General features: G+C 58.6%; 27 protein-coding genes. 10 read left to right on the top strand and 17 right to left on the bottom strand.

Going from position 1 to position 26,295, the window contains the following annotated elements; genetic code table 11:
* Positions 1-17: 17 nt before the first annotated feature.
* A complete protein-coding gene (locus tag C9E91_RS00210; protein ID WP_107106392.1) occupies positions 18-833 on the bottom strand; it encodes an oxidoreductase in 816 nt (271 codons plus the stop codon).
* 89 nt (positions 834-922) lie between these two features.
* Here C9E91_RS00210 and C9E91_RS00205 point away from each other — a divergent pair, with 89 nt between their 5' ends.
* Complete coding sequence (locus C9E91_RS00205) at positions 923-1,357, top strand: winged helix-turn-helix transcriptional regulator (RefSeq protein ID WP_107106391.1); 435 nt, start codon at positions 923-925, stop codon at positions 1,355-1,357.
* Between the two features lie 70 nt (positions 1,358-1,427).
* Here the strand turns inward: C9E91_RS00205 and C9E91_RS00200 are convergent, their stop codons facing one another.
* The 6 genes from C9E91_RS00200 to C9E91_RS00175 all read right to left on the bottom strand — a co-directional run bounded on the left by C9E91_RS00200 (position 1,428) and on the right by C9E91_RS00175 (position 7,766).
* A complete protein-coding gene (locus C9E91_RS00200) occupies positions 1,428-2,189 on the bottom strand; it encodes a M48 family metallopeptidase (protein ID WP_107106390.1) in 762 nt (253 codons plus the stop codon).
* Between the two features lie 89 nt (positions 2,190-2,278).
* Positions 2,279-2,719, bottom strand: a complete 441-nt coding sequence (locus tag C9E91_RS00195) for a DUF2852 domain-containing protein (RefSeq protein ID WP_107106389.1) — start codon at positions 2,717-2,719, stop codon at positions 2,279-2,281.
* A 158-nt stretch (positions 2,720-2,877) separates the two neighbouring features.
* Positions 2,878-4,152 carry a polyhydroxyalkanoate depolymerase gene (gene phaZ, locus C9E91_RS00190; protein ID WP_107106388.1) on the bottom strand — a complete coding sequence of 425 codons (1,275 nt, stop codon included), beginning with the start codon at positions 4,150-4,152 and terminating at the stop codon, positions 2,878-2,880.
* A gap of 209 nt (positions 4,153-4,361) precedes the next feature.
* On the bottom strand, positions 4,362-5,204 hold the full coding sequence (locus C9E91_RS00185; protein WP_107106387.1) for a fumarylacetoacetate hydrolase family protein: 843 nt from the start codon (positions 5,202-5,204) through the stop codon (positions 4,362-4,364).
* A 125-nt stretch (positions 5,205-5,329) separates the two neighbouring features.
* Positions 5,330-6,748, bottom strand: a complete 1,419-nt coding sequence (locus C9E91_RS00180) for a pyridoxal phosphate-dependent decarboxylase family protein (protein WP_107106386.1) — start codon at positions 6,746-6,748, stop codon at positions 5,330-5,332.
* A 64-nt stretch (positions 6,749-6,812) separates the two neighbouring features.
* On the bottom strand, positions 6,813-7,766 hold the full coding sequence (locus tag C9E91_RS00175; protein WP_107106385.1) for a glutathione S-transferase family protein: 954 nt from the start codon (positions 7,764-7,766) through the stop codon (positions 6,813-6,815).
* 154 nt (positions 7,767-7,920) lie between these two features.
* Between C9E91_RS00175 and C9E91_RS00170 the strand changes: the two genes are divergently transcribed.
* Together C9E91_RS00170 and C9E91_RS00165 are read left to right on the top strand one after the other, a co-directional pair.
* Positions 7,921-8,220 carry a DUF2218 domain-containing protein gene (locus C9E91_RS00170; RefSeq protein ID WP_107106384.1) on the top strand — a complete coding sequence of 100 codons (300 nt, stop codon included), beginning with the start codon at positions 7,921-7,923 and terminating at the stop codon, positions 8,218-8,220.
* A gap of 81 nt (positions 8,221-8,301) precedes the next feature.
* Positions 8,302-8,901, top strand: a complete 600-nt coding sequence (locus C9E91_RS00165) for a nitroreductase family protein (RefSeq protein ID WP_107106383.1) — start codon at positions 8,302-8,304, stop codon at positions 8,899-8,901.
* A 68-nt stretch (positions 8,902-8,969) separates the two neighbouring features.
* Here the strand turns inward: C9E91_RS00165 and gyrB are convergent, their stop codons facing one another.
* The 5 genes from gyrB to C9E91_RS00140 form a co-directional block, all read right to left on the bottom strand.
* Positions 8,970-11,405 (bottom strand): DNA topoisomerase (ATP-hydrolyzing) subunit B, encoded by a 2,436-nt coding sequence (gene gyrB / locus C9E91_RS00160; RefSeq protein WP_107106382.1) that lies wholly within the window; start codon positions 11,403-11,405, stop codon positions 8,970-8,972.
* A gap of 149 nt (positions 11,406-11,554) precedes the next feature.
* Complete coding sequence (locus C9E91_RS00155; protein ID WP_107106381.1) at positions 11,555-11,920, bottom strand: helix-turn-helix domain-containing protein; 366 nt, start codon at positions 11,918-11,920, stop codon at positions 11,555-11,557.
* Positions 11,917-12,492: a Smr/MutS family protein gene (locus tag C9E91_RS00150; protein WP_107106380.1), complete on the bottom strand. Its 576-nt coding sequence runs from the start codon at positions 12,490-12,492 to the stop codon at positions 11,917-11,919. Before C9E91_RS00150 ends, C9E91_RS00155 begins: the two co-directional genes overlap by 4 nt.
* Positions 12,492-13,610, bottom strand: a complete 1,119-nt coding sequence (gene mltA / locus C9E91_RS00145; RefSeq protein ID WP_107106379.1) for a murein transglycosylase A — start codon at positions 13,608-13,610, stop codon at positions 12,492-12,494. The genes C9E91_RS00150 and mltA overlap by 1 nt, the downstream gene beginning before the upstream one ends.
* Positions 13,607-14,308, bottom strand: a complete 702-nt coding sequence (locus tag C9E91_RS00140) for a Tim44/TimA family putative adaptor protein (RefSeq protein WP_107106378.1) — start codon at positions 14,306-14,308, stop codon at positions 13,607-13,609. The genes mltA and C9E91_RS00140 overlap by 4 nt, the downstream gene beginning before the upstream one ends.
* A 145-nt stretch (positions 14,309-14,453) precedes the next feature.
* On the opposite strand from C9E91_RS00140, the gene C9E91_RS00135 reads away from it, so the two are divergent.
* Together C9E91_RS00135 and secB are read left to right on the top strand one after the other, a co-directional pair.
* Positions 14,454-14,984: an FxsA family protein gene (locus tag C9E91_RS00135; protein WP_107106377.1), complete on the top strand. Its 531-nt coding sequence runs from the start codon at positions 14,454-14,456 to the stop codon at positions 14,982-14,984.
* Positions 14,985-15,078: 94 nt separating this feature from the next.
* Complete coding sequence (gene secB, locus C9E91_RS00130; protein WP_107106376.1) at positions 15,079-15,561, top strand: protein-export chaperone SecB; 483 nt, start codon at positions 15,079-15,081, stop codon at positions 15,559-15,561.
* 82 nt (positions 15,562-15,643) lie between these two features.
* On the opposite strand, the gene dnaQ is transcribed toward secB, so the two are convergent.
* Genes dnaQ through C9E91_RS00105 form a run of 5 tightly spaced genes read right to left on the bottom strand, consistent with a single transcriptional unit; the run spans position 15,644 to position 19,285 of the window.
* Positions 15,644-16,360: a DNA polymerase III subunit epsilon gene (gene dnaQ / locus C9E91_RS00125; protein ID WP_107106375.1), complete on the bottom strand. Its 717-nt coding sequence runs from the start codon at positions 16,358-16,360 to the stop codon at positions 15,644-15,646.
* Position 16,361: 1 nt separating this feature from the next.
* On the bottom strand, positions 16,362-16,979 hold the full coding sequence (gene coaE, locus C9E91_RS00120) for a dephospho-CoA kinase (protein ID WP_107106374.1): 618 nt from the start codon (positions 16,977-16,979) through the stop codon (positions 16,362-16,364).
* Positions 16,979-17,836: a shikimate dehydrogenase gene (locus C9E91_RS00115; RefSeq protein WP_107106373.1), complete on the bottom strand. Its 858-nt coding sequence runs from the start codon at positions 17,834-17,836 to the stop codon at positions 16,979-16,981. The genes coaE and C9E91_RS00115 overlap by 1 nt, the downstream gene beginning before the upstream one ends.
* Entirely contained in the window at positions 17,829-18,428 is a 600-nt protein-coding gene (locus C9E91_RS00110; RefSeq protein WP_107106372.1) for a Maf-like protein, read from the bottom strand. The genes C9E91_RS00115 and C9E91_RS00110 overlap by 8 nt, the downstream gene beginning before the upstream one ends.
* Positions 18,429-18,463: 35 nt before the next feature.
* Positions 18,464-19,285: a pyruvate, water dikinase regulatory protein gene (locus C9E91_RS00105; RefSeq protein WP_107106371.1), complete on the bottom strand. Its 822-nt coding sequence runs from the start codon at positions 19,283-19,285 to the stop codon at positions 18,464-18,466.
* Between the two features lie 399 nt (positions 19,286-19,684).
* Between C9E91_RS00105 and hemE the strand changes: the two genes are divergently transcribed.
* From hemE to mnmG, 5 genes are all read left to right on the top strand, one after another.
* The gene (hemE, locus tag C9E91_RS00100) at positions 19,685-20,719 is read left to right on the top strand and encodes a uroporphyrinogen decarboxylase (RefSeq protein WP_107106607.1); all 1,035 of its coding nucleotides are present in this window, start codon (positions 19,685-19,687) and stop codon (positions 20,717-20,719) included.
* A gap of 4 nt (positions 20,720-20,723) precedes the next feature.
* Positions 20,724-21,269, top strand: coding sequence for a protoporphyrinogen oxidase HemJ (hemJ, locus tag C9E91_RS00095; RefSeq protein WP_511458101.1), 546 nt, complete (start codon positions 20,724-20,726; stop codon positions 21,267-21,269).
* A gap of 201 nt (positions 21,270-21,470) precedes the next feature.
* Positions 21,471-22,736, top strand: coding sequence for a transcription termination factor Rho (rho, locus tag C9E91_RS00090; protein WP_004127423.1), 1,266 nt, complete (start codon positions 21,471-21,473; stop codon positions 22,734-22,736).
* Between the two features lie 243 nt (positions 22,737-22,979).
* Complete coding sequence (mnmE, locus tag C9E91_RS00085) at positions 22,980-24,299, top strand: tRNA uridine-5-carboxymethylaminomethyl(34) synthesis GTPase MnmE (protein ID WP_107106369.1); 1,320 nt, start codon at positions 22,980-22,982, stop codon at positions 24,297-24,299.
* Between the two features lie 107 nt (positions 24,300-24,406).
* Entirely contained in the window at positions 24,407-26,287 is a 1,881-nt protein-coding gene (mnmG, locus tag C9E91_RS00080) for a tRNA uridine-5-carboxymethylaminomethyl(34) synthesis enzyme MnmG (protein ID WP_107106368.1), read from the top strand.
* The last annotated feature ends 8 nt before the right edge of the window (positions 26,288-26,295 follow it).

Here is a 26,295-nt window from a genome sequence, read left to right as displayed (position 1 = left end):
ATTGCCGTGCAGCGCTATCAGTCGGGAAGCCTGCTGAACTTGCGAAGGTTCTTGTCGACGAAGGACTCCGGCAGGAAGCGGCGTATGAAGCGGACCTGCCCCGCTGCCTTTCCTGCGGTGTAGCGCCTCTTCGGCGATGCGGCGTTAGCGGCTTTGAGCACCATATCGGCAACCACTTCCGGCGCATCGCCCGTCCCAATAACGTTGCGCATCAGATCCTCCGCATTGGTGCGCGCTGTGTCGTATACCGGAAGCGGATGATCCGGTCGCGTCAGGTTCTCTTCGAAGGACGTGCGGGTGACGCCGGGCTCCACGAGCACGACGCGGATTCCCTGCGTGCGGACTTCGTGGTCAAGGGATTCGGAATAGCCCTCGACCGCGTGCTTGGTCGATGCATAGAGTGCGTTGTAGGGAGCGGGGATCAGCCCAAGGATGGAACTCATATTGATGATCCTGCCCTTTCGCTGACGTCTCATCACCGGAAGTATTGCATTGGTCATCCGCAGGACGCCGAAAAAGTTCACGTCGAACAGAGCCTTCGCCTGCGCCTCGGAGGATTCCTCTGCCGCGCCGAGCAATCCGATGCCGGCATTGTTGACAAGAAGATCGATCCGACCGGCGCGGGCCAATATCTCATCGACCGTCCTTTGCACCGAACCATCGTTGGTAACGTCGCATACCAGCATCGCAACGCCGTCCGGAGTATCCGGCATGGGCTTACGGCTGGTTCCGAATACCCGGTATCCAGCGCGTCGCAACGCGCGTGCAGTCACCAACCCGATACCGGAGGAAGCGCCCGTGACCAGGGCGACGCCGTTTTCTGTCTTGCTCATCAAGCTCTGCCTTTATTTTATCGTGGAACATTGATGAACGCTGGATTACTATCAAATCAGTAGTTAGTCACTATCAAAAAGATATCGACATGAAGAATCTTTCAAACCAACCATGTCTGATCGCCCGTAGCCTTGCATTGGTGGGCGATGCGTGGACCATGCTGATCATGCGGGATGCCCATGCGGGGCTCACTCGCTTCGACGAATTCCGCAAGAGCCTGGGTATTGCGCCGACAATGCTGACCGCTCGCCTCTCCGCGCTTACGGAACACGGGCTATTGGAGAAACGGCGCTACTCGGAACGACCGCCGCGCGATGAGTATGTGCTGACGGTCGCGGGCCAAGACTTCCTGCCGGTGCTATTTGCGATTGGGGCATGGGGGCGGAAGCATCGGTCTGTTGGTGGCGATGTGACACGCTTCTTTGACGCTGAGGCCGGTACCGAAATCGATCCCGTCACCATCGACCGCGCGACCGGCGCCCCGATCGGAACACGTCCCATCCGCGTTGCCATGCCTGAATGAACCTTAGCGCGAGAGACAACGTCGTCGCGTGCGGAAATTCAGGCGCCTTCGGTAAGTTCGGGCGTGCTACTCAATCGAAGTCGATGGCGTGTAGCTGGCTGCCATGACGCTTCAGCCAGGCCTTGGCTTCGTCCATGTCCGGGCAGAGCTTGCGGCAGAGCGCCCAGAAGCGCGGGCCGTGGTTCATTTCCCGTAAGTGCGCAACTTCATGTGCAGCGAGATAGTCGATCACCAGCGGCGGCGCCATGACGATGCGCCAGGAGAAGCTCAGATTTCCCCCCGAGGAGCAGGAACCCCAGCGGCTGCGGGTATCCTTCATACTGATGGAGGAGACGGTCGCGCGGATCGCTTTCGCATGCACCGCCACCAGCTTTTCCAGATCGGCACGGGCCTCCTTCTTGAGGAAGGTCGCGATGCGGCGGGTGGCATGTTCCGGCAGGCCGCTGACGCGCAGCACCGGCACGCCGTCGGCGATGACCGCCTCGGTCAGGCCGCGCAGGCTGCCGGTGTGCTCGATCCGATGACGGATGCCGCGCAGGAGGATTTCGCTGCCGCTCTGAAGATTTCCCTGTGTGGAGAATTTCGCAAGCTTGGTCAGCAACCAGCCCTGATGCCGGTCGAGGAAGGCATTGACCTCACGGGCCGCCAGGCCGCGCGGAATGGTCATCTTCAGCGCCCGCCCACCGGGCTCGATCCTAAGCGTGATCCGCGTCGCCCGTTCATGCTGGCGGATCGTCAGTGGCATCAGCCTACCGGCCACGTCCAACGTGCGCGTTTCCGGCGCGGGCGGCTTGGGAACAGGTCGGCGGGATCTGGACGAAAGCGGAAACATGAAAGCAGTTTTATACGATTCGCGTGGGTTTCTGGCAAAGAAAAACCGGCATCGCCGGATGCCGGTTCTGACTGGAAAAGCTGTTGCAATTACGGCGTCTTAAATTCGGAAGCCGGGCCGTTCTCATCATTGCGCTTGACGTTGTTGCGGTCGCGCATGAAACGGTCGAACTCTTCCTGATCCTTGGCGCGTCGGAGTTCGCGGACATAGGTGTCGAACTCGGCGCGCATTTCATCGAGTTTGCGGCGCTCCTCTTCGAGGCGCTCCAGCTCTGCCCGCCGCCAATCGTCGAAGGCGACATTGCCGGTGGAGAAATGCTGGCGATAACGACCGCGGTGGCGGCCGCAGCCGGCAAACATGCCGTCGGCCCTCTGGTTCACATCCCGTTTGAAATCTCTCAGGCGTTCGCCGAAGAGAATATAGGCAAGCATGGCGAGACCCAGAGGCCAGAAGACCACGAAGCCAAGTATCATCAGGGCAATGGTAGCCGGAGTCCAATCCGGGCGAAGCAATGCTGACTGGTGGTTCATCGTGAGGTATCCTCGCAGTAGAGCGGCCCGGCCACATGCCGAACCGCTGGAATCGAGATGGTAACCTCTTCGTGAGCCTTCAATGCCTTTTAGCCGGAAAATCGGACAAGCCTTTGAATCCGGCCCAATAATTCAACAAAAGCTAATTCTTTGCAATTTCAGGCGGATTTTCCGCCCTTGATCACACGTTTGACGACCGGCTTTCCGGTGCGGCTGTGTTCCCGGGTGAAAGCGACGATGCGCGGCGCGATTTCGCGACGGAAACGCGAGCCGTTGAAGACGCCGTAGTGTCCGACATCCGGCTGCAGATAGTGCATCCGCATATCCTCAGGGATATTGGTGCAGATGGTCTGCGCCGCCTTGGTCTGGCCGACGCCGGAAATGTCGTCGTTTTCGCCTTCTACCGTCAGCAGTGCCACATTGCGGATCGCCGTCGGATCGACGCGCTGGCCGCGATGCGCCAGCTCGCCCTTCGGCAGCGCATGCTTTATGAACACCTGATCGACGGTTTGCAGGTAGAATTCCGCCGTCAAATCCATGACTGCCAGATATTCGTCGTAGAAATCGCGGTGTTTCTCCGGCTCGCCGTCGTTCTTGACGAGGTGCATGAAGAAGTCCTTATGTGCAATCATGTGCCGGTCGAGGTTCATTGACATGAAGCCGGAGAGCTGCAGGAAGCCGGGATAGACCGGGCGCATGAAGCCCGGCTGCGGCCAGGGCACGTTCATGACGACATTGTCGGCGAACCATTCGAGCGGCCTGTCCTTGGCGAGCTGGTTCACGGCTGTCGGATTGATGCGCGTGTCGATCGGGCCGCCCATCAGCGTCATCGACGAAGGCGACAGCGGATCGCCGGCCGCTTCCATCACCGCGGCTGCGGCCAGAACCGGCACGGAGGGCTGACAGACGGCAATGACATGGGTGTCCGGCCCGAGATGATGCAGCATCTCGATGACGTAATCGATGTAGTCTTCCAGATCGAAGGTGCCCTCGGTCATCGGCACCATACGGGCATCGATCCAGTCGGTGATGTAGATATCGGCGCTCGGCAGCAGCGCTTCCACGGTGCCGCGCAGCAGCGTCGCATAGTGACCCGACATCGGCGCGACGATCAGGATACGCGGATCGCTGCCATGGCCGGCCGGCAGGCTGCGCTCAAAATGGATCAGATTGCAGAAGGGCTTGTTCCAGACGATCTTTTCGTGGACCGAAACCTGCTTACCCCCGATCGAGGTTTCATGCAGACCGAATTCCGGCTTGCCATAGCGCCGGGTGGTGCGCTCGAAGACTTCGAGACTTGCGGTCACCGTACGGCCGAGCATCGTATGGGACAGCGGATTGAGGGGATTGGCATAGGCCAGGCGCATCATGTCGGCAGCGGCGCGGAAAGGTGCGAGGGCGGCATGATTGAGTTCATAGAGCTGATAAAACATAAAATCATTACCTTTCGAGGTGATCAGACGAAGAACGCTCCCCCAGCGCGACCCTCATCCATGAAAAACTCTTTTATCGAGACTAGCAGCTTTTGTTGCAGGGCAACATAACCCTTTCGGAATCTTGCGCACGCAAAAATGCCGGAGAATTACGTCTCCGGCATCAATAATGGTCTCAAAACGTTAAAGTTCCTGATCGTGCACGTTCATCAAGCGTCGGCCAGGAAGGTTTGGCGCTGCGCGCCGAGACCTTCCATGCCGAGTTCGACGACGTCGCCGGGCTTCAGATATTGCGGTGGCTTCATGCCCATGCCGACGCCCGGAGGCGTGCCGGTGGAGATGACGTCGCCCGGATGCAGCGACATGAACTGGCTGAGATAGGAGACGAGATAGGCAACGCCATAGACCATGGTCTTGGTCGAGCCGTTCTGCATCGTCTTGCCGTTGACCTTCAGCCACATGCCGAGCTTCTGCGGATCGGCGACTTCATCCTTGGTGACGAGCCAGGGGCCGATCGGGCCGAAGGTGTCGCAGGACTTGCCCTTGGTCCACTGTCCCGAACGCTCGGTCTGGAAGGCGCGTTCGGAGACATCGTGGGAGACGCAGTAACCGGCGACATAATCCAGCGCATCGGCTTCGTTGACATATTTCGCCGTCTTGCCGATGACGACGCCGAGTTCGACTTCCCAATCGGTCTTTTCCGAGCCACGCGGGATCAGCACGTTGTCGTTCGGGCCGACGATGGCGGAGGTGGCCTTCATGAAGATGATCGGCTCCGGCGGTACGGTGGCGCCGGTTTCGGCGGCATGGTCGGAGAAGTTCAGGCCGATGCAGATAAACTTGCCGGTGCCGGCGACGCAGGCGCCGATACGGCCTTCGGCCAGTTCCGGCAGGCTCTTCGGATCGAGGGCGGCGATCTTCGCCAGACCGGCGGGCGAAATCGCCTCGCCGCCGATATCGGCGACATGAGCGGAGAGATCGCGGATCTTGCCGTCGCTATCCAGAAGCGCCGGCTTTTCCTTGCCGGCTTCGCCAACACGCAACAATTTCATGGGTCTTCCTTCCCTGCATTTTCAAAGACGAGATTGGTTTCACCGTATATGAACGAATTATTCACCAGTGTCACCCATCGATTTCGGAGAGCCTAGTATGGCTCTCCGCTGGAAAAACAGCGCCCCTAGCTTGTAGGCAGCGATCTAGCGATTTCGACGATGACGTCGAAGGCCGTATCGATGTCCTCCGTCGTCGCCTCGAACTGGCCGGCCTGGAAACGGATGACCAATCGACCGCCGACACGGGTCTGCGTCAGATAGATGCGGCCGTCATTGTTGATCGCCGCGATCAGGCGTTGCGTGTGCTCTTCTTGATCCATGCCGGCAGGCGCCTTGTGATCGAAGGAGAACAGCGACAGGAATGGTTGGGTGACGATCTCGAAATCCAGCTCGGCGGCCAGACGCTTAGCCAGATTCTGCGACCAGGAGACATGATTGCGGATCATCGTCCGCAACCCTTCGAGGCCATGATAGCGCAGCAGGAACCAGAGTTTCAGAGCACGGAAGCGGCGACCGAGCGGCACCGACCATTCCGAATAATTGGTAATGCCATCATGGCCATGGGTGCGCAGAAATTCCGGATGGATTGCCAGCGTACGCACCAGGGATTCCGGTTCGCGGATGAACTGGACTGAGCAATCGAACTGGGCGCCAAGCCACTTATGCGGATTGAAGACGACGGAATCGGCTTGCTCGACACCCTGCCACAGCGTCCGGAATTCCGGGCAGATCATCGCCGAACCGGCCCAGGCAGCGTCGACATGCACATAAAGCCCATAACGGTGAGCGACGTCGACGACCGCAGCGATATCGTCGCAGCCGCCGATGCTGGTGCCGCCGACGCAGGGAATCACGCCGGCCGGCAGCAGGCCCGCCGCGCGATCGCGCTCGATCGCCGCCGCCAATGCCTGCGTGTCCATCGCGCTGTTCGGGCCGCCGGAGGGAATGCGGACCAAGTTCTCCGACCCGACGCCGGATATCCAGATGGCGCGATCGATCGACGTGTGGACCTGATCGGTGCAATAGATCCGCACCGCTTTGTTCGCCGCGAGGCCTTGGCTGTTGCCCTGCCAGCCAAGCGCCCTTTCGCGCATGACCAACACGGCCGCCAGCGTCGCCGTGGAGGCGGAATCCTGGATGACGCCTGTGAAACTGTCGGGGAGGCCGAGGGCTTGGCGCAGCCAATCGACCACCTTGGTTTCCAACTCGGTGGCGGATGGCGAGGTCTGCCAGAGCATGCATTGGGCAGCGATCGCGCTGACGAGATATTCGGCAATGACCGAGACCGGGGCGGCATTGGCGGGGAAATAGGCGAAGAAGCGCGGATGCTGCCAGTGCGTCATACCGGGAACGAGGATATCCTCAAAATCCTTGAAGATATCCTCCATCGCCTCGCCGGTTTCGGGTGGAGAGCCGGCGATATGCGCGGCGATTTCGCCCGGCGCCGTCTGGGCCCGCACAGGCCGGTCGCGGAGCGATGCGCGATAGTCCGCACCCCAATCCGCCGCCTTTTCCGACCAGCGCCGAAATTCCTCCCAGTTCATGACCGCCTCCTGGCTCCGTCAGACAGAGGCTGACCTTAGACCGGTTTTCGGAGCCGGTCGAGTATCAGAAAAGCTCGTCGAGCGCCGGGCCTGCCGGCACAATTCCCGTCGGATTGAGCGCGGCGATCGAATAGTAACCGCGCTTGATATGATCGAAGCTGACGGTCTCGGCAACGCCCGGCCAGTCGAGCATGCGACGGCAGAAGGCCTGGAGATTGGCATAGTCCGACAGCCGGTGGAGATTGCATTTGAATAGGCCGTGATAGGCAACATCAAAGCGAACGAGCGTGACGAAAAGCCGGATATCGCTTTCGGTCGGGTGACCGGCAAAGAGGAAATCCTTGCCTTCCAGCTCGCCTTCGACCCGATCGAGGCAATCGAAGACATCGCGGAAGGCTTCCTCATAGGCGATCTGTGTCGTCGCAAAGCCGGCGCGGTAGACGCCATTGTTGAGGACCGGATAGATGCGGGCGTTGAAAGCATCGATGGCTTCACGCTGACCGGCCGGATAAAGATCGATCGCATGGCGGGCGAGATCGCCGAAACCGTCGTTCAACATGCGCAGGATATCGGCGGATTCGTTGTTGACGATCGTGCTCTTCCGCTTGTCCCAAAGCACCGGCACGGTGGCACGGCCAGAGAAGAGCGGATCGGCCTTCGTATAGATTTCATGCATATAGCTGGCATCGTTGACCGGATCGTCGGTCGCGCCGGGGTAATTGCCGAAGCGCCAGCCTTGCTTGCTCAAGGCCGGCTCGACCACCGATACGGAAATGGCATCTTCCAAGCCCTTCAACTTGCGGCCGATGAGCGTGCGAGAGGCCCAGGGGCAGATGAGAGCGACGTAGAGATGATAACGGCCGGCTTCGGCAGCAAAACCACCCTCACCCGTCGGGCCCGGCCGCCCATCTAATGTCACCCAATTGCGGAAGCTTGAGGTCTGGCGAACGAAGCCGCCCTTTTCATCCTTGGCCTGGACCGGCTGCCAGTCTTCCATCCACTTTCCGCTCACCAGCACGGTTCTGTCTCCAATTCGCGCGCGTTTTGACGCCGGGGATCATAGCGAAATCGGGTTTCACCGAAATAACGCAATGTTGAAACAGACTGTCTACCGGGCGAGACCTGATGCGACTATAAACTTGCCTGACAAATTCCAGTTATTGGAGCGCCCTATGCCTACTTCCGTTTCTTCCGTGAAAACCGAGCATGCCAGCCGCTATCTGCAGCAGCTTTGCAAGCACTGGAGCCACCGATTCACCGTCGAATTCAACGAAACCGCCGGCAAAGTGCCGTTCAGCCCTGAAACCTCTGTCGAATTCGCGGCCGATGCCTCCGTTTTGCGAATGACCCTGCACGTCGAAAATCCGCAGGATCTCGAGCGCATGCAGAATGTGGTGACCGATCACCTCAAGCGATTTGCCTTCCGCGAAGAACTCGACGTGGTCTGGACTGCGGATGCAAGCCGGGTATAGGTTCGCCTCGTATCCGCCAAGGCCGGTCGCCTTTCCGCTCCCAACGGTCCGCGACTGCCTTCCTCAGATGGAAAGAATCTTATGACGTCCAGCAATTCCCGCGAATCGCAATATCCGATCGACAAGCTCTTTCTCGACCGTTGGTCGCCGCGTGCCTATTCCAACGAAACCATGCCGGAGGCCGATCTCCTGACCATATTGGAAGCCGCCCATTGGGCGCCGTCCGCCTCCAATATGCAGCCCTGGCGCTTCGTCTACGCGCTGCGCGGCTCGGAGAACTGGGAGAAATTCCTCGATCTGCTGATCGAGTTCAACCAGGGCTGGGCGAAATCCGCCGCAGCGCTGCTTTTCGTCGTTTCGCGCACCCATAACGGCGAACTCGGCTCGGCCGAACAGAAGCCCAACTACAGCCACTCCTTCGACACTGGTACAGCTTGGGGCTTCTTGGCGCTACAGGCGCACCTAGCCGGCTACGCAGCTCACGGCATGGGTGGTTTCCATGTCGAGAAATCCTATGAGGTTCTTGGTATCCCGGAAGGCTTCCGCGTCGAGGCTGCCGTTGCGATCGGCAAGATTGGCGACAAGGATCAGCTTCCGGAGAAGCTGAGGGAACGCGAAGTGCCGAACCATCGCAAGCCGCTTTCCGAAGTTGCCTTTAACGGCACCTTTATCGCCAAGTAGTTGATCTTGAAATGCAAAGGCCCGCCCGATGTTTCAGGCGGGCCTTTTTTAATTTCTGAAATCAGCGATCAGATATCGAGGTTGGCGACGCTCAGTGCGTTGTCCTGAATAAATTCGCGCCGGGGCTCGACCTCGTCGCCCATGAGCCGGGCAAACAAACCGTCGGCATCGGTCGCATCGGTGACCTTGACCTGCAGCAGCGAACGGACGTTCGGATCGAGTGTCGTTTCCCAAAGCTGCTCGGCATTCATCTCGCCGAGACCCTTGTAGCGCTGCATGGTAAGACCCTTGCGGCCGCCGGCGAAGATGGTTTCCAGCAGCATGCGCGGACCGGAAATCTCGGTTTCGCCGTCGCGACGAGCGAGCTTCGGCGGCAGGTCGTAGGTCTCCTTGAGGCGCGAAGCGAGCTGATCGATAAGACGTGCGTCCTGCGAACCGATCAGCGCCATGTCGAGAACGACAACTTCCTTGACGCCCCGCACCATGCGCTCGAAACGCAAGCCGCCTTCGCTGGTGAGACCACCGCTCCAACCGCGTTCAGTTTCCTCGGCAATGATGTCGAGCCGCTTGGCAACATCATTCACCAGGCTTTCGGCCCGTGCCGGGTTGCTGACCAACTCGGCATTCAGGGCGCCGGCAATCGCCGCCTGTTCGACGACGGCGCGGTTATAGCGAGAATGCAAATTGTCGATCAGCGTGCGCAGGCGCAGCGCATCGGCAATGACCTCGCGCAGATCCTGGCCGGCGCGGACTTCACCGGTGCCGAGACGCAGGCTGGCATCCTCGAGACCCTGGCCGATCAGATATTCTTCCAGCGCCTTCTCATCCTTCACATATTGCACGGATTTGCCGCGCGTCACCTTATAGAGCGGCGGCTGTGCGATATAGAGATGACCGCGCTCGATGAGATCGGGCATCTGGCGGAAGAAGAAAGTGAGCAGCAGCGTGCGAATGTGAGCGCCGTCGACGTCGGCGTCCGTCATGATGATGATCTTGTGGTAGCGCAGCTTGTCGGCGTTGAACTCGTCCTTGCCGATGCCGGTGCCAAGGGCGGTGATCAGCGTGCCGATTTCCTGGCTCGACAGCATCTTGTCGAAGCGGGCGCGCTCGACGTTGAGGATCTTACCGCGCAGCGGCAGGATGGCCTGGTTTTCGCGCGAACGGCCCTGCTTGGCCGAACCGCCTGCCGAATCGCCCTCCACAAGGAAGACTTCGGACTTGGCCGGATCGCGTTCGGAGCAGTCGGCAAGCTTGCCGGGCAAAGACGCAATATCGAGAGCGCCCTTGCGCCGGGTCAGTTCACGCGCCTTGCGGGCGGCTTCGCGGGCGGCGGCGGCTTCGACGACCTTGCCGACTAGCACCTTCGCATCGGCCGGATGTTCTTCAAGCCAGGTGCTCAGCGCTTCGTTGACGAGGCTTTCGACCACCGGACGCACTTCCGACGACACCAGCTTGTCCTTGGTCTGCGAGGAAAATTTCGGGTCCGGAACCTTTACCGAAAGCACCGCCGTTAGGCCTTCGCGGCAATCATCACCCGTCAGCGTCACCTTTTCCTTCTTGGTGATGCCGGAAGTGTCGGCATAGGAGGTGATCTGGCGCGTCAGCGCGCCACGGAAGCCGGCCATATGCGTGCCGCCATCGCGCTGCGGGATGTTGTTGGTGAAGCAGAGCACGTTTTCGTGGTAGCTGTCGTTCCACCACATCGCCACTTCGACGGTGATGCCATCCTTTTCGCCGCGGATGGAAACCGGCTTGTCGACCAGCGGCTTCTTGGCGCGATCGAGATAAGAGACGAAAGCTTCGAGGCCACCGTCGTAGATCATTTCTTCCTGCCTGATGTCCGAATGCCGCTTGTCGGTCAGGAGAATACGGACGCCGGAATTCAGGAACGCCAGTTCGCGCAGGCGATGCTCCAAGGTCGCGTAGTCGAATTCCGTCATCGTGAAGGTCAGCGAACTCGGCATGAAGCTAACTTCCGTGCCCGTCTCGTTGCCGGCATCGCCGGTCTCCCTGAGCGGCGCATCGGCGACGCCGTGGGTGAAGCTCATTTCATGGATCTTGCCCTGGCGGCGGATCTTCAGTTTCAGCCAGACGGACAGCGCGTTGACGACGGAGACGCCGACGCCATGCAGACCGCCGGAAACCTTATAGGAGTTCTGGTCGAACTTACCGCCGGCGTGGAGCTGGGTCATGATGACTTCGGCCGCGGAAACACCTTCGCCGGTGTGGATGTCCGTCGGGATGCCACGACCGTTGTCGGTGACGGTCACCGAACCATCGGGATTCAGCGCCACCGTGACGATGTCGGCATGACCGGCCAGCGCCTCGTCGATGGCGTTGTCGACCACCTCATAAACCATGTGATGCAGGCCCGAGCCGTCATCCGTGTCGCCGATGTACATGCCGGGGCGCTTGCGCACCGCATCAAGGCCCTTCAGAACCTTGATGGAATCTGCGCCATACTCGGCATTGCCGCCGTTTTCGGTTACGGATGTGTCGGTCATTTATTGAAGTCTTTCCAGTGTTTTAGAGAACCCTGCCGATCACTGCCGAATCAGCGGTTTTTCTTTCCCTGAATATAGGATGTTTCGCCCCGAACTTCCAAATGGAAGGCCCCTCATATCAGGCATAAAGCAGGGGATTAAGGCGGTTTTCAGCCGCTTTTACCGGCATTTTCGAGAAGCTGGGACAGCTCCCTGATCGTTGCTGCATCGAGACCGCGAATCTGGCCTGCCAACCGATTGACAAAGGCCGTATATTCGGGCGCCAGGCCAGAGGTATCGACGACGACGCGCGGGTCGGAAAAGCGCGCCAGCAGGAACAATTCCTCGGCCTCATCCCAGATGATGTTGAAGTATCCGGCGATACGCTGCAGCAGATCGAAGGTCGGCGTACCGCGCTTTCCATGTTCTAAGGCGGATAAATAAGCCGGAGTCACATTCAAGGCCGCGGCCATTTCCTTCTGCGAGACACCCTTGCGCGCCCTGAGTTTTCTCACCGCTTCGCCGAAGGGGGTCACAGCCTCTCCCCCTTCAGCCGCGACAGGCGGATATAGAGAGCGCCATCACCGCCATGATGCTGCGCCGCCGTCTCATAGGACGAAATCAGGAACCGGAATTCCGGCTTGGAAAACCACATCGGCACGGCACGCTTCAAGGCGCCCTCGCTGCCCATGGAGCTGCCCTTGCCAGTGATGACAAGCACATGGCGAAGGCCGCGCTGATGCGCCCGCAGCAGAAAATCGAGGAGCATGGCGTGCGCCTCGCTCTGGATCAGCCCGTGAAGGTCGATCCGTGCTTCCAGCGCCAGCCGGCCCTTGGCGATCTTGCGCTTGACCGGGCGTTCCAGCGGATGATGCGTGCCGGAGGGTTGTTTGGCTGGTACCGGCGCAGTTTGCGGATCGGCAGAGACCGTCGCCTTCGCGGCGCGTGCGGTCTCTTCGGCCTGTGCCTCCGCCGCCAGAACCTCGTCGAAAGCTTCGATATCGGCGAGCCGTTCCGGCATCGGCCGGGTGCTTTTCGCCACCTTGCCCCAGAGGATGCGTTCGTCCGTACTGAGCTTTCGTTCCTTGGTCTGTCGTTCTGAAGCCATCAGCCGAACCTCTGAGCTGCCGCCTTCGGAACCAATATATAAAAATCCGCATCATTGCGCACGGTGCCGGCAAGCTCTCCGGCATCGTAGCCGGAACCGGTAAAGATATCCCCACGCGCCGGGCCAACGATCGCCGAGCCGGTATCGAGCGCCAGCATCAGCCGCCCAAAAGGCTTGCCGCCATCGAGATGGGTCAGGCTTTCCGACTGGATGAAGAAGGGAAAGCCAAAGGTGTGGATCAACCGGTCGACCGCCAGCGAGCGGCCGGCAACCAGCGGCACCTTCGCCGCTGCGATCGGACCGAGCGAGGCATCGCTGACATCGGCCTCACGAAAGAAGATGTAGGACCTGTTGTGCCACAGCACCTCATCGACTTCCTGCGGATGGGCATAGAGCCAATCGCGGATCGTCTGCATCGAAATCGTCGTCCTGTCGAGCACGCCGCGCTCGATCAGCAGACGGCCGACGGCCGAGAAGGGATGACCGGCCTTGGCGGCATAGGTGATGCGACCCATCCGCCCATCGGGATAGAGCAATCGCGCCGCTCCCTGGACATGCACGAAGAAGACATCGACCTCGGACTTCGCCCAGGCGATCTCCAGGCCCCTGCCCTTCAGATATCCTCGATCGATCTCGCCACGATCGGGATAAGCGGAGATGATCCCATCCTTGAGGCGGCCGAACATATAGGACGGATCGAGATCCGTAGGCCGGTTGGTGTCGTCGAGGTCGATCAGATCGTCCGGCCGGCGATAGAAGGGGTAGCGATAGGTCTCGTCCGGCGTTGCGGAGACTGCGATCTCCGGCTCGTAGAAAGCAGTGACGAAACCTCTGGCGCCGTCGCCTCGGCGAATGAAGAAGGGCTGGCAGCGTTCTTCGAAGAAGGCTCGGGCCTCGGCGGCATCCCTGGGCTCATAACCCTTGGCCTCGTCGAGCAGGGCCAGAAGGTCATTTGCGGTCAGCCCGGCTGCGCCGGTGCGATAGGGCTTTACATCTCTGATATGGGCTCGACAGTCTTCCATGGCGCGAAAAAGGCCGGAAGGATCGTCATCCTTCCAGCCCTTCAGATCGGCGAAGGTTGCCGGCTCAAGCCTGAAATCCTGCGATGGGGTCGTCATTGTTCGGATTCGGTCGCCACGAGTTTCCAGTTCGGATCACGCGAACGGCTGTCGCGGGCAAAGGTCCAGAGATCGCTGATCTCGGCAACGGCTTCGGCATCGCCGTCGATCAGCGTGCCGGCCTTGTCATAGGTCGCCGAAATCATCTGGCTGACGATGCGCATCGTCACAAAGGCTTCCGTGCCCTTCATCTCGGCGCTGAGGATATCGGCCTTATCAATGCCGACAAAGGTAGACTTCACCTTTTCGCCCCTGGTTTCGCGCTCGGTAATGGCGGCATCGAAGCCTTCATAGACCTCGCGCGACAACAGGCCCTTCAGCGCCTTGCGATCACCATCGGCAAAGGCCATGACGATCATCTCGTAGGCCATGCGGGCGCCGTTGACGAATTCCTTCGGATTGAAGTTGGGATCGGCCTTGCTCAGTTCGCGCAGCGAATCGTTGAGCGGCGTGCCTGCTGCCGTGAAGGCGTCGATGGCAGCAAAGCGATCCTCATCCTCTGTCGCATCGCGTCGCGGCAGGGTCACCACCTTGCCGGCATCCGGTACGGTCGGACCCGTAGCAGAATCGGGAGAACCATAGAGATCGCGCGGCGGCTTCTCATTCCCCGTGCGGCGGCCAAGGACGCTCCGGAGCTGAAAGAAGATCAGCACCGCTGCCACCAGGAAAAAGATCGTCACAAAGTCGTTTGCACCCATCTCGTATCGGAACCGCCGTTAAAATTAAGAGTTTCAATCCCCATATAGTCCGCATCGATCTATCATTCAAATAGCGGACCGGTATCTTTATTATACGCGATAGACTAACGCTAAGCGTATAAGACCGCTTCCAGGATACGTTAACATGCGCATATCCCTCGTTCCTATCCTCGTCTTTCTGATGCCGCTTGCGGAAATCGCCGGATTCGTCATCGTCGGCAAGATGGTCGGCGTCTGGGCGACATTGGGCCTCGTGATCCTTAGCGCCCTCTTAGGTGCTGCTCTCCTTAGAATCCAGGGCATCGGTATCCTGCAGCGCATTTCCGCCGAGAGCCGCAATGGCGGTGATCCGGGACGCGAGATGGTGCATGGCGCTATGATCGTCGTTGCCGCATTCCTGCTGATGCTGCCTGGCTTCATTTCTGATATTATCGGTTTGCTGCTCTTCATTCCGGCGATCCGTGAGCTCGCCTGGAAGGTTCTGCGGAAGCGCATCGTCGTTCTGGGCAGCTCGCGCGCCTTCAGACGTGGCGCCGGACAAGGCCCGAACTCAGGTCCCGGCCCTCAAACCCGGCCGCGCGGACCCGGGAATGTCGTCGATCTGGACGAAACCGATTTTCATCGCGAGCCCAATCGCAACTCGCCCTGGTCTGACAAAAAGCGCCTTGAAGAGTAGGCAAAGCGGCCAAGGACGGCCAAAGCCTCAAGGGTTGTAAGCCCTTATTCGAAATGCTAGATGGCGACACCCATTGACGTCAGAGGAAACCCCCATGGCCAACGAGAACAGCGGTAACGGCGCAGCCAGCCCGAGCCTTTCCATCCTTGCTCAATACACCAAGGATCTTTCCTTCGAAAATCCTGGTGCTCCGCGCTCGCTGCAGGCCCGGGAAAACGCCCCCGATATCAACATCAATGTCAACGTCAACGCCAACCCGCTGTCGGAATCGGATTTCGACGTCGTGCTGACGCTGAATGCCGAAGCCAAGGATGGCGACCGCGTTCTCTTCCACACCGAGCTGGTCTATGGCGGCGTCTTCCGCGTCACCGGTTTCCCGCAGGAACACATGCTGCCGCTGCTCTTCATCGAGTGCCCGCGCCTGCTGTTCCCCTTCGCCCGTCAGATCATCGCCGACGTCACCCGCAATGGCGGTTTCCCGCCGCTGATGATCGACCCGATCGATTTCGCGCAGATGTTCACCCAGCGCGTTGCGGAAGAACAGGCCCGCGCCCAGGTCGAAGCAGTTCCGAACTAAGCCTTCGATTTTTTCCATCGATGGAAACAAAAATGCCCGGATTTCGATCCGGGCATTTTCTTTTGGAGCTTGGACTATGTCTTCAATTCACGGTGCGGTATTTCGACCAGATGCCCTTTTCGCCCATCTTGGCGATCAGCGCGGCGTGATCTTCCAGCTCGGCCTCGCTCAATCTGCTTGCCAGAGGCTTCGGTCGCACCAGGATATCCGCAGCGATCTCTTCGATATCGTCGGCCTGCCGGGACCGTGCAGATGAACCATTGATGCTGCCGAGACCAAGGGCCGTCTGCCGGCCACCGATCATCTCGATGTAGACTTCAGCCAGCAATTCGGAGTCGAGAAGCGCGCCGTGTTTGGTGCGGTGGGAATTGTCGATGCCGTAGCGACGGCAAAGTGCATCCAGCGAGTTCGGCCCCATCGGATGTTTGCGCCTAGCCATGGCAAGCGTATCGGTCACCATGTCGGGCAGGATCGGCGGACGGCCAAGCCGTGCGAATTCGGCATTGACGAAGCCCATGTCGAACGTCGCATTGTGGGCGATCCACTTCGCTTCGCCGAAAAAGGCAAGAATCTCGTCGGCAACATCGGCAAAGGACGGCTTGTCCTTCAGGAATTCGTCGGTAATGCCGTGCACGGCAAGCGCGTCCGGATGGACCTTGCGGTCGCCGGGATTGATATAGATATGGATGGTCTTGCCGGTCGGGAAGTGATTGAAGAGTTCGATACCGCCGATTTCGATGACACGGTCGGCTCTATTATCGAGGCCGGTCGTTTCCGTATCGAAAATGATTTCACGCATATCAGGGCTCTCCGCCTGTCGATCCATTGTCTGCCGGCCGCTGCCGCAGATCGGCTATGATGTCTTTTATCTGCTTCCGCGCCGCATCGATGCTGCCGCCGGTGTCGATGATATAATCGGCCCGTGCCCGCTTCTCCGCATCCGGCGTCTGGCGGGAGAGAATCATGTTGAATTTTTCCTCAGTCATGCCCGGCCTGGCAAGCACTCTTTCCCGTTGAATCTGCGGATCGCAACTGACGACGACGATCTTGTCCACCCTTTCGTCGGCGCCGGTCTCGAACAGCAGGGGGATGTCGAGCACGACGATATCGGCGCCGGCGGCAGTCTGTTCATCCAAAAACTCCCGCTCGCGCTGCCGCACCAGCGGATGGACGATGGCTTCCAGTCGCTTAAAACCGGATGGATCGGAGGCGAGTTTGCGGCCAAGTTCCTGGCGGTCAACAGCTCCATCTTTCGTCGTTCCGGGAAAAGCGGCTTCGACCAGGGGCACGGCTTCGCCGCTATAGAGATCATGCACCACGGCGTCGGCATCATTCACAGGGATGCCGGCTTCGGCGAAGAGTTTTCCCGACGTCGATTTTCCCATGCCGATCGATCCGGTGAGGCCAACGCGGATCATCAATGTTTGTCCATATCGGCGATGATCAGTGCCCGCAGCGCCTCATCCACCACCGGACGCTTGCCGAACCATTTTTCGAAACCCGGCACAGCTTGGTGCAACAACATGCCAAGGCCATCGACAATGGCGAAGCCCTGTTCTTCTGCCTGAGTCAACAGCGGCGTTTTCAGCGGCACATACACAATGTCGGTGACGACGGCATTTTCAGCAAGCGGCGAAAAATCGATCTGTGGTGCCGCCTCGCCATCCATGCCAAGCGAGGTCGTGTTGACGAGGAGGCCGGCACCTCGCATCACCTCGTTCAGCGCTGCCATCGGATGGGCATGCACACGCTCGCCGAACCGACCCGCCAGTTCCCGCGCCCGCTCGACAGTGCGGTTGACGACATGAATTTCCCCAATACCACGATTGCGCACCGCCTGGATGATGGCCCGGCTGGCGCCGCCGGCACCCATGATCACCACGCGGTCGGTACGATCCCAACCGGGATGGCGCTCATCCAGATTGGCCGTGAAACCGCGGCCATCCGTGTTCGTCGCATGCAGCAATCCGTCCTGAAGCCAGAGTGTGTTCGAAGCCCCGAGCTCTTCAGACAACTCATCCGGCCGGTCCGCCAGCTTAAATGCCGTCTCCTTGTGCGGGATCGTCACGTTACCGCCGACGAAGCCGCTTGAGCCATCTTTCAATGAAGCAATGAAGGCCGGAAAATCATCCGGCGAGACTTCATGGGCGCGATAGCTGCCTGCAAGATCGAGCGCGCGCAGCCAATGGCCATGGATCAAGGGTGAGCGGGAATGCTTGACGGGAAAGCCCGTAACGAAGGCGTTGGGGCCGAATGTTTCACGTGAATCACCCATCAATCACTCCCAGTTCGCGAAGCTGCTGAAGGAGCGGCAGCATCGGCAACCCGACGATGGTAAAATAATCGCCGTCGATTTTCGAGAAAAGCTGTATCCCCTCCGCCTCGAGCTGATAGGCACCGACGCTCGACAGCGCCTTGTCGCCGACACGGCTCAGATGGCGATGGATAAAATCGGATGAGAGATCGCGCATGGTCAATTCGGCGTGGGACACATGTTCCCAGATGATGTCGCCATTGCGCGCCAGTGCGATGGCACTGTTCAGACGATGGGTCTTGCCGGATAGCGTTCGCAGATGGTTTTCCGCATCCGCCATCGTCTTCGGTTTGTGGAAGACTTCATCGCCAAGCGACATTGTCTGATCTGAACCGATGACGAGCGAGTCGGGGAAACGATCGCTCACCTCTTTCGCCTTGGCCTTGGCGAGCACCAGTGCCACGGCATCCGGCCCGGCGCCATCCTGCTCCAGCGGTGCTTCGATCGCACGTTCATCGATATTAGCCGCGATCGCCTGGAAATGCAGGCCGGCATTTTGCATCAGCATCCACCGGAATGGGCTGGAAGAAGCAAGGATGAGCGGCGCTGTCATATCAAACGAACCTCGGAAATCATGGAATTCAGCGCTTAGCGCAGCTTCGGGCGCAGGGCAACAATGGCGGCGGCGGTCTCTTCGATCGAGCGGCGAGTGACGTCGATGACCGGCCAATTGTGCCGGGCACAGAGCGAGCGGGCATATTTCAGCTCCTCGGAGATGGTCGCGCGATCGATATAGTCACCGCGATCAAAACCGGCTGTTGCACCGAGGATACGATTTTCGCGAACCTGCGATATCCGGTCGGTGGTCGCCACCAGCCCGACGATCAGCGGCTTCGTCGCCCGGATCAAACTTTCGGGCAACGGCACGCCATGGACGATGGGAATGTTGGCCGTCTTGATGCCTCTGTTGGCAAGATAGATGCTGGTCGGCGTCTTCGATGTCCGGCTGATGCCGACGAGGACGACATCGGCATCATTATAGTCATCCTGCATCTGCCCATCGTCGTGATCCATCGTGAAGTTCAACGCTTCGATGCGCGCGAAGTAATCGGCATTCATGACATGCTGGGCGCCGACCCGGCGGCGCGACGCCGTGCCGAGGTAGGTCTGAAAGACATTCATGACTGGTTCAAGGACATTGACGCAGGGCACGCCCATTTCGCGGCAGCGCTCGTCGATGAAATCGGCAAGCTCGCGGTCAACGATCGTATAAAGGACAATACCCGGACTGTGGTCGATCGCTTCCAGAACCGGCAGGAGCTGTTTGCGATTCCGGATCAGCGGATAAACATGTTCGAGCGGCTGGCTGGCATGGAATTGCACCGAGGCGGCGCGGCCGGCGGAAATCAGAGTCTCGCCCGTTGAGTCAGAAATCAGATGCAGATGAAAGAAGCTTGTCCGGTTTTCCACGCTACTTTCCATCACCTGTTGATATCTCGGGAGAGAAGAGAGGTACGGGAACCGACCGCTCTGGGGCAAGTGGAAAACCGCCGACTTTTCCACATTTCGAATTTTGACGAGGGCGCTTCTTTGGGTTTGTGGGCAATGTGGATAATTTGCATTCGTTAGCAAGGCTCCCCACTTTATCCCCAGTCTGGACTGAAATGAAATAGGAGCCAAGTCCTTCAAAAGATTGCCGTAACGTTTCGCTTTTCCACATATCCAGCACTTATGCTGAACTCTTTGCCGGATATTGACGGATGCGCGACATTTTGGATCAGTCGTGGATGGATTTTAATCCTTGATAGTCACCGACTCTAAGAAATAGAAACCTTAGATATATGTTTGGTTTTATATGGGGTGATGTCTGTGAGCGATGAACGCCGGAAGATTATGAGGGTGCTGGGTGGAGAAACGCTGACCCCTCCCCCTCTCTGGCTAATGCGCCAAGCTGGCCGCTATCTTCCGGAATATAGAGAGACACGGGCAAAGGCCGGAAGCTTTCTCGAACTCTGTTATAGCCCGGAGCATGCGGTCGAAGTGACCATGCAGCCGATCCGGCGATATGGCTTTGATGCTGCGATCCTGTTTTCCGATATCCTGGTGATCCCCGACGCGCTGAAGCGCAATGTCCGTTATACCGAAGGGCATGGCCCGGAGATGGATCCCATTGATGAAGCCGGCATTCAGGCGCTGAAGGGCGGTGGCGTGGTCGATTATCTGGCCCCGGTCATGGAGACGGTGCGGCGGCTGCGCAGCGAGCTGCCTGAGGAAACGACGCTGCTCGGATTTTGTGGAGCACCCTGGACGGTTGCGACCTATATGATCGCTGGCCACGGCACTTCGGATCAGGCCCCTGCTCGGCTTTTCGCCTATCGGCATCCAAAGGCATTCGAGCATCTGTTGATGCTGCTTGCCGATATTTCCGCCGACTATCTCTTGGCGCAGATTGATGCCGGTGCCGATGCCGTGCAGATCTTTGATTCCTGGGCTGGCGTTCTCGGCGAAAAGGAGTTTGAGGCTTTTGCGGTCAAGCCGGTTGCCAGAATCATCGCTTCGGTCAAGGCACAGAGGCCGAAAGCAAAGGTCATCGCCTTTGCCAAGGGCGCTGGATATATGTTGAAGACCTACCGGCAGAAGACGGGGGCCGATGCAATCGGTCTCGACTGGTCCGTGCCGCTCGCCTTTGCCAAGGAACTGCAGCAGGAAGGACCGGTGCAGGGCAATCTCGATCCGATGCGTGTCGTTGCCGGCGGCAAGGCCCTCAGGGATGGAATTGACGACGTCCTGCAGCATCTCGGCCATGGTCCGCTGATCTTCAATCTTGGCCATGGCATTACCCCTCAGGCCGATCCATCTCACGTCACCGCTCTGGTCGAGCATGTGCGTGCATGGAAGGGGTGACGAGGTGAACGCGGAAAAGCAGATAGACCCTCGTCCAGGCGCCTACGCCAGCCGGCGCGCCTATTTCATGATCCTCCTATTCGCAGCGTTGGCGATTGGCCTGTTTGCCTGGCATCCGGACAATCTCTACCTCTGGATCAAGGCGTTCCATATCATCGCTGTGATCTCGTGGATGGCCGGGCTCTTCTATATGCCGCGGCTTTTCATCTATCACACCGACGCCGAGCCCGGCTCGCAGCAGTCTGAGACCTTCAAGGTGATGGAGCGGCGGCTATTGCGGGTGATCATGACGCCGGCAATGATGCTGACCTGGATTTTCGGGCTCTATCTCGCCTGGTCGGTCTATGATTTCCACGGCGGATGGCTGCATGCCAAGATCGGCCTGGTCGTGCTGCTGACGGGTGTCCATATGTTCTTCAGCCGCGCCGTTCGAGCCTTTGCGCGCGATGAAAACCGTCATTCGGCCCGCTACTGGCGGTTCATGAACGAGGCGCCGACGGTGTTGATGATCCTGATCGTCATTCTCGTCGTGGTGAAGCCGTTTGCATGAAATAAGAAGCAAAACTTAGCACTGACGTTAAATTTCTTTCATTTTGTCAGCCCCCCTTGCGGGGCACAAAGTGAATCGCTATTTTCCCGCCATCTCTTCTTCGTGGCATGTATCAGTTCTGTCGCCCGCGAACACCCTCATCGCGGTTCTGAATACGACCAACATTGCCTTTCCCCTTTCTAAAACAGAGTAAATCCCTTCATGGCTGAAATGAAGCTTCAAGAACTTAAGAATAAATCCCCGACCGATCTCCTGGCCTTTGCCGAATCGCTCGAGGTCGAAAATGCAAGCACGATGCGCAAACAGGAATTGATGTTTGCCATTCTGAAGGTGCTTGCCAGCCAGGACGTGGAAATTATCGGCGAAGGCGTTGTCGAGGTTCTGCAGGACGGATTTGGTTTCCTGCGTTCTGCCAATGCCAATTATCTGCCGGGTCCGGACGATATCTATATCTCCCCGTCGCAGATCCGCCGTTTCTCGCTGAAGACGGGCGATACGGTCGAGGGGCCGATCCGCGGACCGAAGGAAGGCGAGCGTTATTTCGCGCTGTTGAAGGTCAACACCATCAATTTTGACGATCCGGAAAAGATTCGTCACAAAGTCCATTTCGACAATCTGACGCCGCTTTATCCGAATGAACGCTTCCGTATGGAACTCGACGTTCCGACCTCCAAGGACCTGTCGCCGCGCGTCATCGATCTCGTAGCGCCGCTCGGCAAGGGCCAACGCGGTCTGATCGTGGCGCCGCCGCGTACCGGTAAGACAGTGCTGCTGCAGAACATTGCCCATTCGATCACCGCCAATCACCCGGACTGCTATCTGATCGTTCTGCTGATCGACGAACGTCCGGAAGAAGTGACGGATATGCAGCGTTCGGTGCGCGGCGAGGTCATTTCCTCGACCTTCGATGAACCGGCCGTTCGCCACGTACAGGTTGCCGAGATGGTCATCGAAAAGGCCAAGCGCCTAGTCGAGCATGGCCGTGACGTTGTTATCCTGCTCGATTCGATCACCCGCCTCGGCCGCGCCTACAACACCGTCGTTCCTTCCTCCGGTAAGGTTCTGACTGGTGGTGTCGACGCCAACGCCTTGCAGCGTCCGAAGCGCTTCTTCGGTGCCGCGCGTAATATCGAAGAAGGTGGTTCGCTGACCATCATCGCGACCGCGCTGATCGATACCGGCAGCCGCATGGATGAAGTGATCTTCGAAGAGTTCAAGGGCACTGGTAACTCGGAAATCGTTCTTGACCGTAAGGTTGCCGATAAGCGCATCTTCCCGGCCATGGATATTCTCAAGTCCGGCACTCGTAAGGAAGACCTGCTCGTGCCGCGCCAGGATCTCCAGAAGATTTTCGTTCTCCGCCGTATCCTTGCACCGATGGGTACGACCGATGCGATCGAATTCCTCATCGACAAGTTGAAGCAGACGAAGAACAATCCGGACTTCTTCGACTCGATGAACACGTAATCCTTAGCCGGATTTATCCTCACTCCAGAGTGAGGCAAGTCGAAAGAAACCGATCGGGTCGCTTTTATGCGGCCCGATTTTGTTTGTGAGCGTGACTTTTAAGAGATGTCGCGCAAAAGTGTGCAGCGGTTTTGCGAGACGACAGGCGACCGAAGATGCGGGAAGCGAATCCAAATGGTCGCGATGCGTTTTAGGTTTTGAAAATCGATCTCGGCCAAAACGATTCGGACGCGGATCAATCCCATGCAGAATTTTAACGACACGATCTTTGCGCTATCGAGCGGCGGTCTGCCGGCTGGGGTCGGAGTCGTGCGCATCAGCGGGCCGGAGGCTCTGGTCGCGACAAAGACGCTCGTTGGATCGCTACCAAAGCCACGGCAAGCGGCGTTAAAAACGATTCGGACTCGAAACGGTCTTGTTGTCGACCGTGGACTGGTTCTTATTTTTCCTGCTCCGGCTTCCTTTACCGGCGAGGATTGCGCCGAGATTCACATTCACGGGGGCAAAGCTGTTGTTGCCGCCCTCCTCAAAGAGCTGGCGTCCTTCCAGGGATGTCGGATGGCCGAACATGGCGAATTTTCGCGCCGTGCCCTTGAGAATGGCAAGATGGACCTCGTGGAAGTGGAAGGCTTGGCAGATCTCATTGCCGCCGAGACGGAAATGCAGCGGCGATTGGCCGTGGAACACACAGCGGGTGGCCTTTCGGAGCTCTATGAGGGATGGGCCGACCGTTTGACGCGTGCTCGTGCTCTCATCGAGGCTGAATTGGATTTTGCCGATGAAGACGATGTTCCAGGCTCAGTGTCCGATATGGTCTGGGCGGATATGGCGAAGCTGCAGTCCGAATTGTCGGATCATCTCGCTGGCGCCGATTTTGGTGAGATCGTCAGGGACGGGTTGAAGGTTGTCATTGCTGGCGCGCCCAACGCCGGCAAGTCGAGCTTGATGAACGCACTGGCGCGGCGAGAAGTGGCGATCGTGACGGATATTGCCGGGACGACGCGCGATGTTCTGCATATTGATCTCAATATCGAGGGATATGCGGTTAGACTCTATGATACCGCCGGACTGCGAGACACGGATGAAGTCATCGAACGCGAGGGGATCAAGCGGGCTCTGAAGACGGCGGCAGAAGCGGATATCATCCTCTCGCTTGCTGAAATTGGTGTTACCGCACAAACGGACTTTGCCGGGTTCAATGGGAAAGTCTTTCGGATTGGCACCAAATCGGATATTCATCCGATCGAAGCTGGAAGCTACGATCTCTGCATTTCCTCTACGACTGGGACTGGTCTGACGGAATTGCACCAGTTGTTGGTTAACGATTTGCTAATGCGGTCTGCAGCTCTATCGCTGGCGTTGCCAAGTCGTTTGAGACATCGGACGCTTTTGGCGGATAGCCTTGAATCACTGGGGTGCGCCGTAAGCTCCGTTTCTGCTGGACTGGATATACGAGCGGAATTCCTGCGGCAGGCGGCGCATAGTTTGGGCCGCATTACCGGAAGGGTTGATGTCGAGGATCTGCTCGATGTCATCTTCTCCGAATTCTGCATCGGCAAATGATTCACGTGAAACACGGCGCGGACATGCCGTAGAAAACGTTTCACGTGAAACCTTCTTGACTCCTAAATTTGGTGTGCCAAAGAGACGGCAATACCGAGGTTCTGACAATGCTCGATAAGACATATGACGTGATAGTCGTGGGTGGTGGACATGCGGGCAGCGAAGCTGCGGCTGCGGCTGCCCGCTGGGGCGCGCAAACAGCCCTGGTCACTCATAAGCGCGATACGATTGGTGTGATGTCCTGTAATCCGGCAATTGGTGGTCTGGGCAAGGGTCATCTGGTTCGCGAGATTGACGCGCTTGACGGCTTGATGGGTCGGGTCGCAGATGCGGCAGGCATCCAGTTCCGTATGCTGAATCGGAAGAAGGGTCCGGCCGTTCGCGGCCCCCGTACACAGGCGGATCGCAAGCTTTATCGTCTCGCCATGCAAGCCGAAATTAATGCGATCGAAAATCTGGACGTGGTCGAAGGCGATGCCTTTGATCTCGCTATCGAGAACGATCGCGTTTCAGCGGTGGTTCTGAAGGACGGCCGCGTTCTCCGCTGCGGTGCTGTCGTCCTGACGACCGGCACGTTTCTCCGCGGCCTGATCCATATTGGTGACAAAAAGATTCCGGCCGGCCGTGTCGGCGAGGAACCCTCGATGGGGCTGTCCGCCACGCTGCAACGCTACGGCCTGGCGCTTGGCCGCCTGAAGACTGGCACGCCGGCGCGCCTGGATGGCACGACCGTTGATTGGGATTCTGTAGGACGCCAAGGTGCCGATGATGAGCCAGTGCCGTTTTCCTTCATGACGGATACCATCGTCAATCCGCAAATCGAATGTGGCGTGACGCGGACAACCTCAGAAACCCATAAGATCATCGCTGACAATCTCATGCGGTCGGCGATGTATTCTGGCCAGATCGAAGGTGTCGGGCCGCGCTACTGCCCGTCAATCGAGGACAAGATCGTCAAATTCGGCGAACGCGACGGCCACCAGATTTTTCTGGAACCCGAGGGACTGGACGACACCACCATCTATCCGAATGGAATATCGACGTCGCTTCCAGAGGAGGTTCAGGACGCCTTTATCCGAACCATTCCGGGCCTGGAACGAGTTCGGATTCTGCAGTGCGGCTATGCGATTGAATATGACCATGTTGACCCACGCGAGTTGAAGCCATCACTTGAAGTGATGAAGATTCCCGGGCTGTTTCTGGCAGGGCAGATCAATGGGACGACCGGATACGAGGAAGCCGGAGCGCAGGGCTTAATTGCCGGCCTGAACGCAGCTCGTTTGGCCGCTGGTGGCGAGGCTATACAGTTCAGCCGCACGGAATCCTATATCGGTGTGATGATTGACGATCTCACGTCGCGCGGCGTAGCTGAGCCCTATCGCATGTTCACATCGCGCGCCGAATATCGTTTGTCGCTGCGGGCAGACAACGCCGATGTTCGGCTGACACCTCTCGGTATCTCCATTGGCTGCGTCGGCGCAAATCGCGCTGAACGGTTTAATGGATATATGGAGAAGCTAGAGCAGGCACGGACTCAATTGAAGGGCTTGAGCGTCACTCCGACAGAAGCGGCGAAAGCCGGGCTGCATTTGAACAAGGATGGCCAGCGCCGATCGGCATATGATCTGCTGTCCTATCCGGGCCAATCCATCGAATCGCTGTCTGCTTTGTGGCCGGAGTTGAGCTCGATTGAGGGGCGCGTTGTCGAAGCTGTCGAGATCGAGGCTGCTTATGCGGTCTATATGGATCGCCAAACCTCCGACATCGTGCAGGTGCGTCGCGAAGAGGAACGTCTGATTCCGTTGAACTTTGATTTCTCAGGACTATCCGGCCTATCGAATGAGCTGAAACAGAAGTTGACCGTGTCACGACCAAAAAATATTGCGCAGGCGTCGCGGATCGACGGGATGACGCCGGCGGCGATATCGCTCTTGCTAGCCCACCTGCGGAAGCAGATTGGACCGGAAGAGCGGAAGCTTGTTTCCTGAGATTGCAA

The organism is Rhizobium sp. SEMIA4064, from assembly GCF_003025035.1.
GTDB lineage: Bacteria > Pseudomonadota > Alphaproteobacteria > Rhizobiales > Rhizobiaceae > Rhizobium > Rhizobium paranaense.
The sequence above is the reverse complement of the archived record's forward strand: the minus strand, read 5'-3'. Positions and strand labels throughout refer to the sequence as shown.

Bases quoted from the DNA above. Each gene is read 5' to 3' on its own strand.
- C9E91_RS00210 (WP_107106392.1), bottom strand. From the start codon at position 833: ATGAGCAAGACAGAAAACGGCGTCGCCCTGGTCACGGGCGCTTCCTCC.
- C9E91_RS00205 (WP_107106391.1), top strand. From the start codon at position 923: ATGAAGAATCTTTCAAACCAACCATGTCTGATCGCCCGTAGCCTTGCA.
- C9E91_RS00200 (WP_107106390.1), bottom strand. From the start codon at position 2,189: ATGTTTCCGCTTTCGTCCAGATCCCGCCGACCTGTTCCCAAGCCGCCC.
- C9E91_RS00195 (WP_107106389.1), bottom strand. From the start codon at position 2,719: ATGAACCACCAGTCAGCATTGCTTCGCCCGGATTGGACTCCGGCTACC.
- phaZ (WP_107106388.1), bottom strand. From the start codon at position 4,152: ATGTTTTATCAGCTCTATGAACTCAATCATGCCGCCCTCGCACCTTTC.
- C9E91_RS00185 (WP_107106387.1), bottom strand. From the start codon at position 5,204: ATGAAATTGTTGCGTGTTGGCGAAGCCGGCAAGGAAAAGCCGGCGCTT.
- C9E91_RS00180 (WP_107106386.1), bottom strand. From the start codon at position 6,748: ATGAACTGGGAGGAATTTCGGCGCTGGTCGGAAAAGGCGGCGGATTGG.
- C9E91_RS00170 (WP_107106384.1), top strand. From the start codon at position 7,921: ATGCCTACTTCCGTTTCTTCCGTGAAAACCGAGCATGCCAGCCGCTAT.
- C9E91_RS00165 (WP_107106383.1), top strand. From the start codon at position 8,302: ATGACGTCCAGCAATTCCCGCGAATCGCAATATCCGATCGACAAGCTC.
- gyrB (WP_107106382.1), bottom strand. From the start codon at position 11,405: ATGACCGACACATCCGTAACCGAAAACGGCGGCAATGCCGAGTATGGC.
- C9E91_RS00150 (WP_107106380.1), bottom strand. From the start codon at position 12,492: ATGGCTTCAGAACGACAGACCAAGGAACGAAAGCTCAGTACGGACGAA.
- mltA (WP_107106379.1), bottom strand. From the start codon at position 13,610: ATGACGACCCCATCGCAGGATTTCAGGCTTGAGCCGGCAACCTTCGCC.
- C9E91_RS00140 (WP_107106378.1), bottom strand. From the start codon at position 14,308: ATGGGTGCAAACGACTTTGTGACGATCTTTTTCCTGGTGGCAGCGGTG.
- C9E91_RS00135 (WP_107106377.1), top strand. From the start codon at position 14,454: ATGCGCATATCCCTCGTTCCTATCCTCGTCTTTCTGATGCCGCTTGCG.
- secB (WP_107106376.1), top strand. From the start codon at position 15,079: ATGGCCAACGAGAACAGCGGTAACGGCGCAGCCAGCCCGAGCCTTTCC.
- dnaQ (WP_107106375.1), bottom strand. From the start codon at position 16,360: ATGCGTGAAATCATTTTCGATACGGAAACGACCGGCCTCGATAATAGA.
- coaE (WP_107106374.1), bottom strand. From the start codon at position 16,979: ATGATCCGCGTTGGCCTCACCGGATCGATCGGCATGGGAAAATCGACG.
- C9E91_RS00115 (WP_107106373.1), bottom strand. From the start codon at position 17,836: ATGGGTGATTCACGTGAAACATTCGGCCCCAACGCCTTCGTTACGGGC.
- C9E91_RS00110 (WP_107106372.1), bottom strand. From the start codon at position 18,428: ATGACAGCGCCGCTCATCCTTGCTTCTTCCAGCCCATTCCGGTGGATG.
- rho (WP_004127423.1), top strand. From the start codon at position 21,471: ATGGCTGAAATGAAGCTTCAAGAACTTAAGAATAAATCCCCGACCGAT.
- mnmE (WP_107106369.1), top strand. From the start codon at position 22,980: ATGCAGAATTTTAACGACACGATCTTTGCGCTATCGAGCGGCGGTCTG.
- mnmG (WP_107106368.1), top strand. From the start codon at position 24,407: ATGCTCGATAAGACATATGACGTGATAGTCGTGGGTGGTGGACATGCG.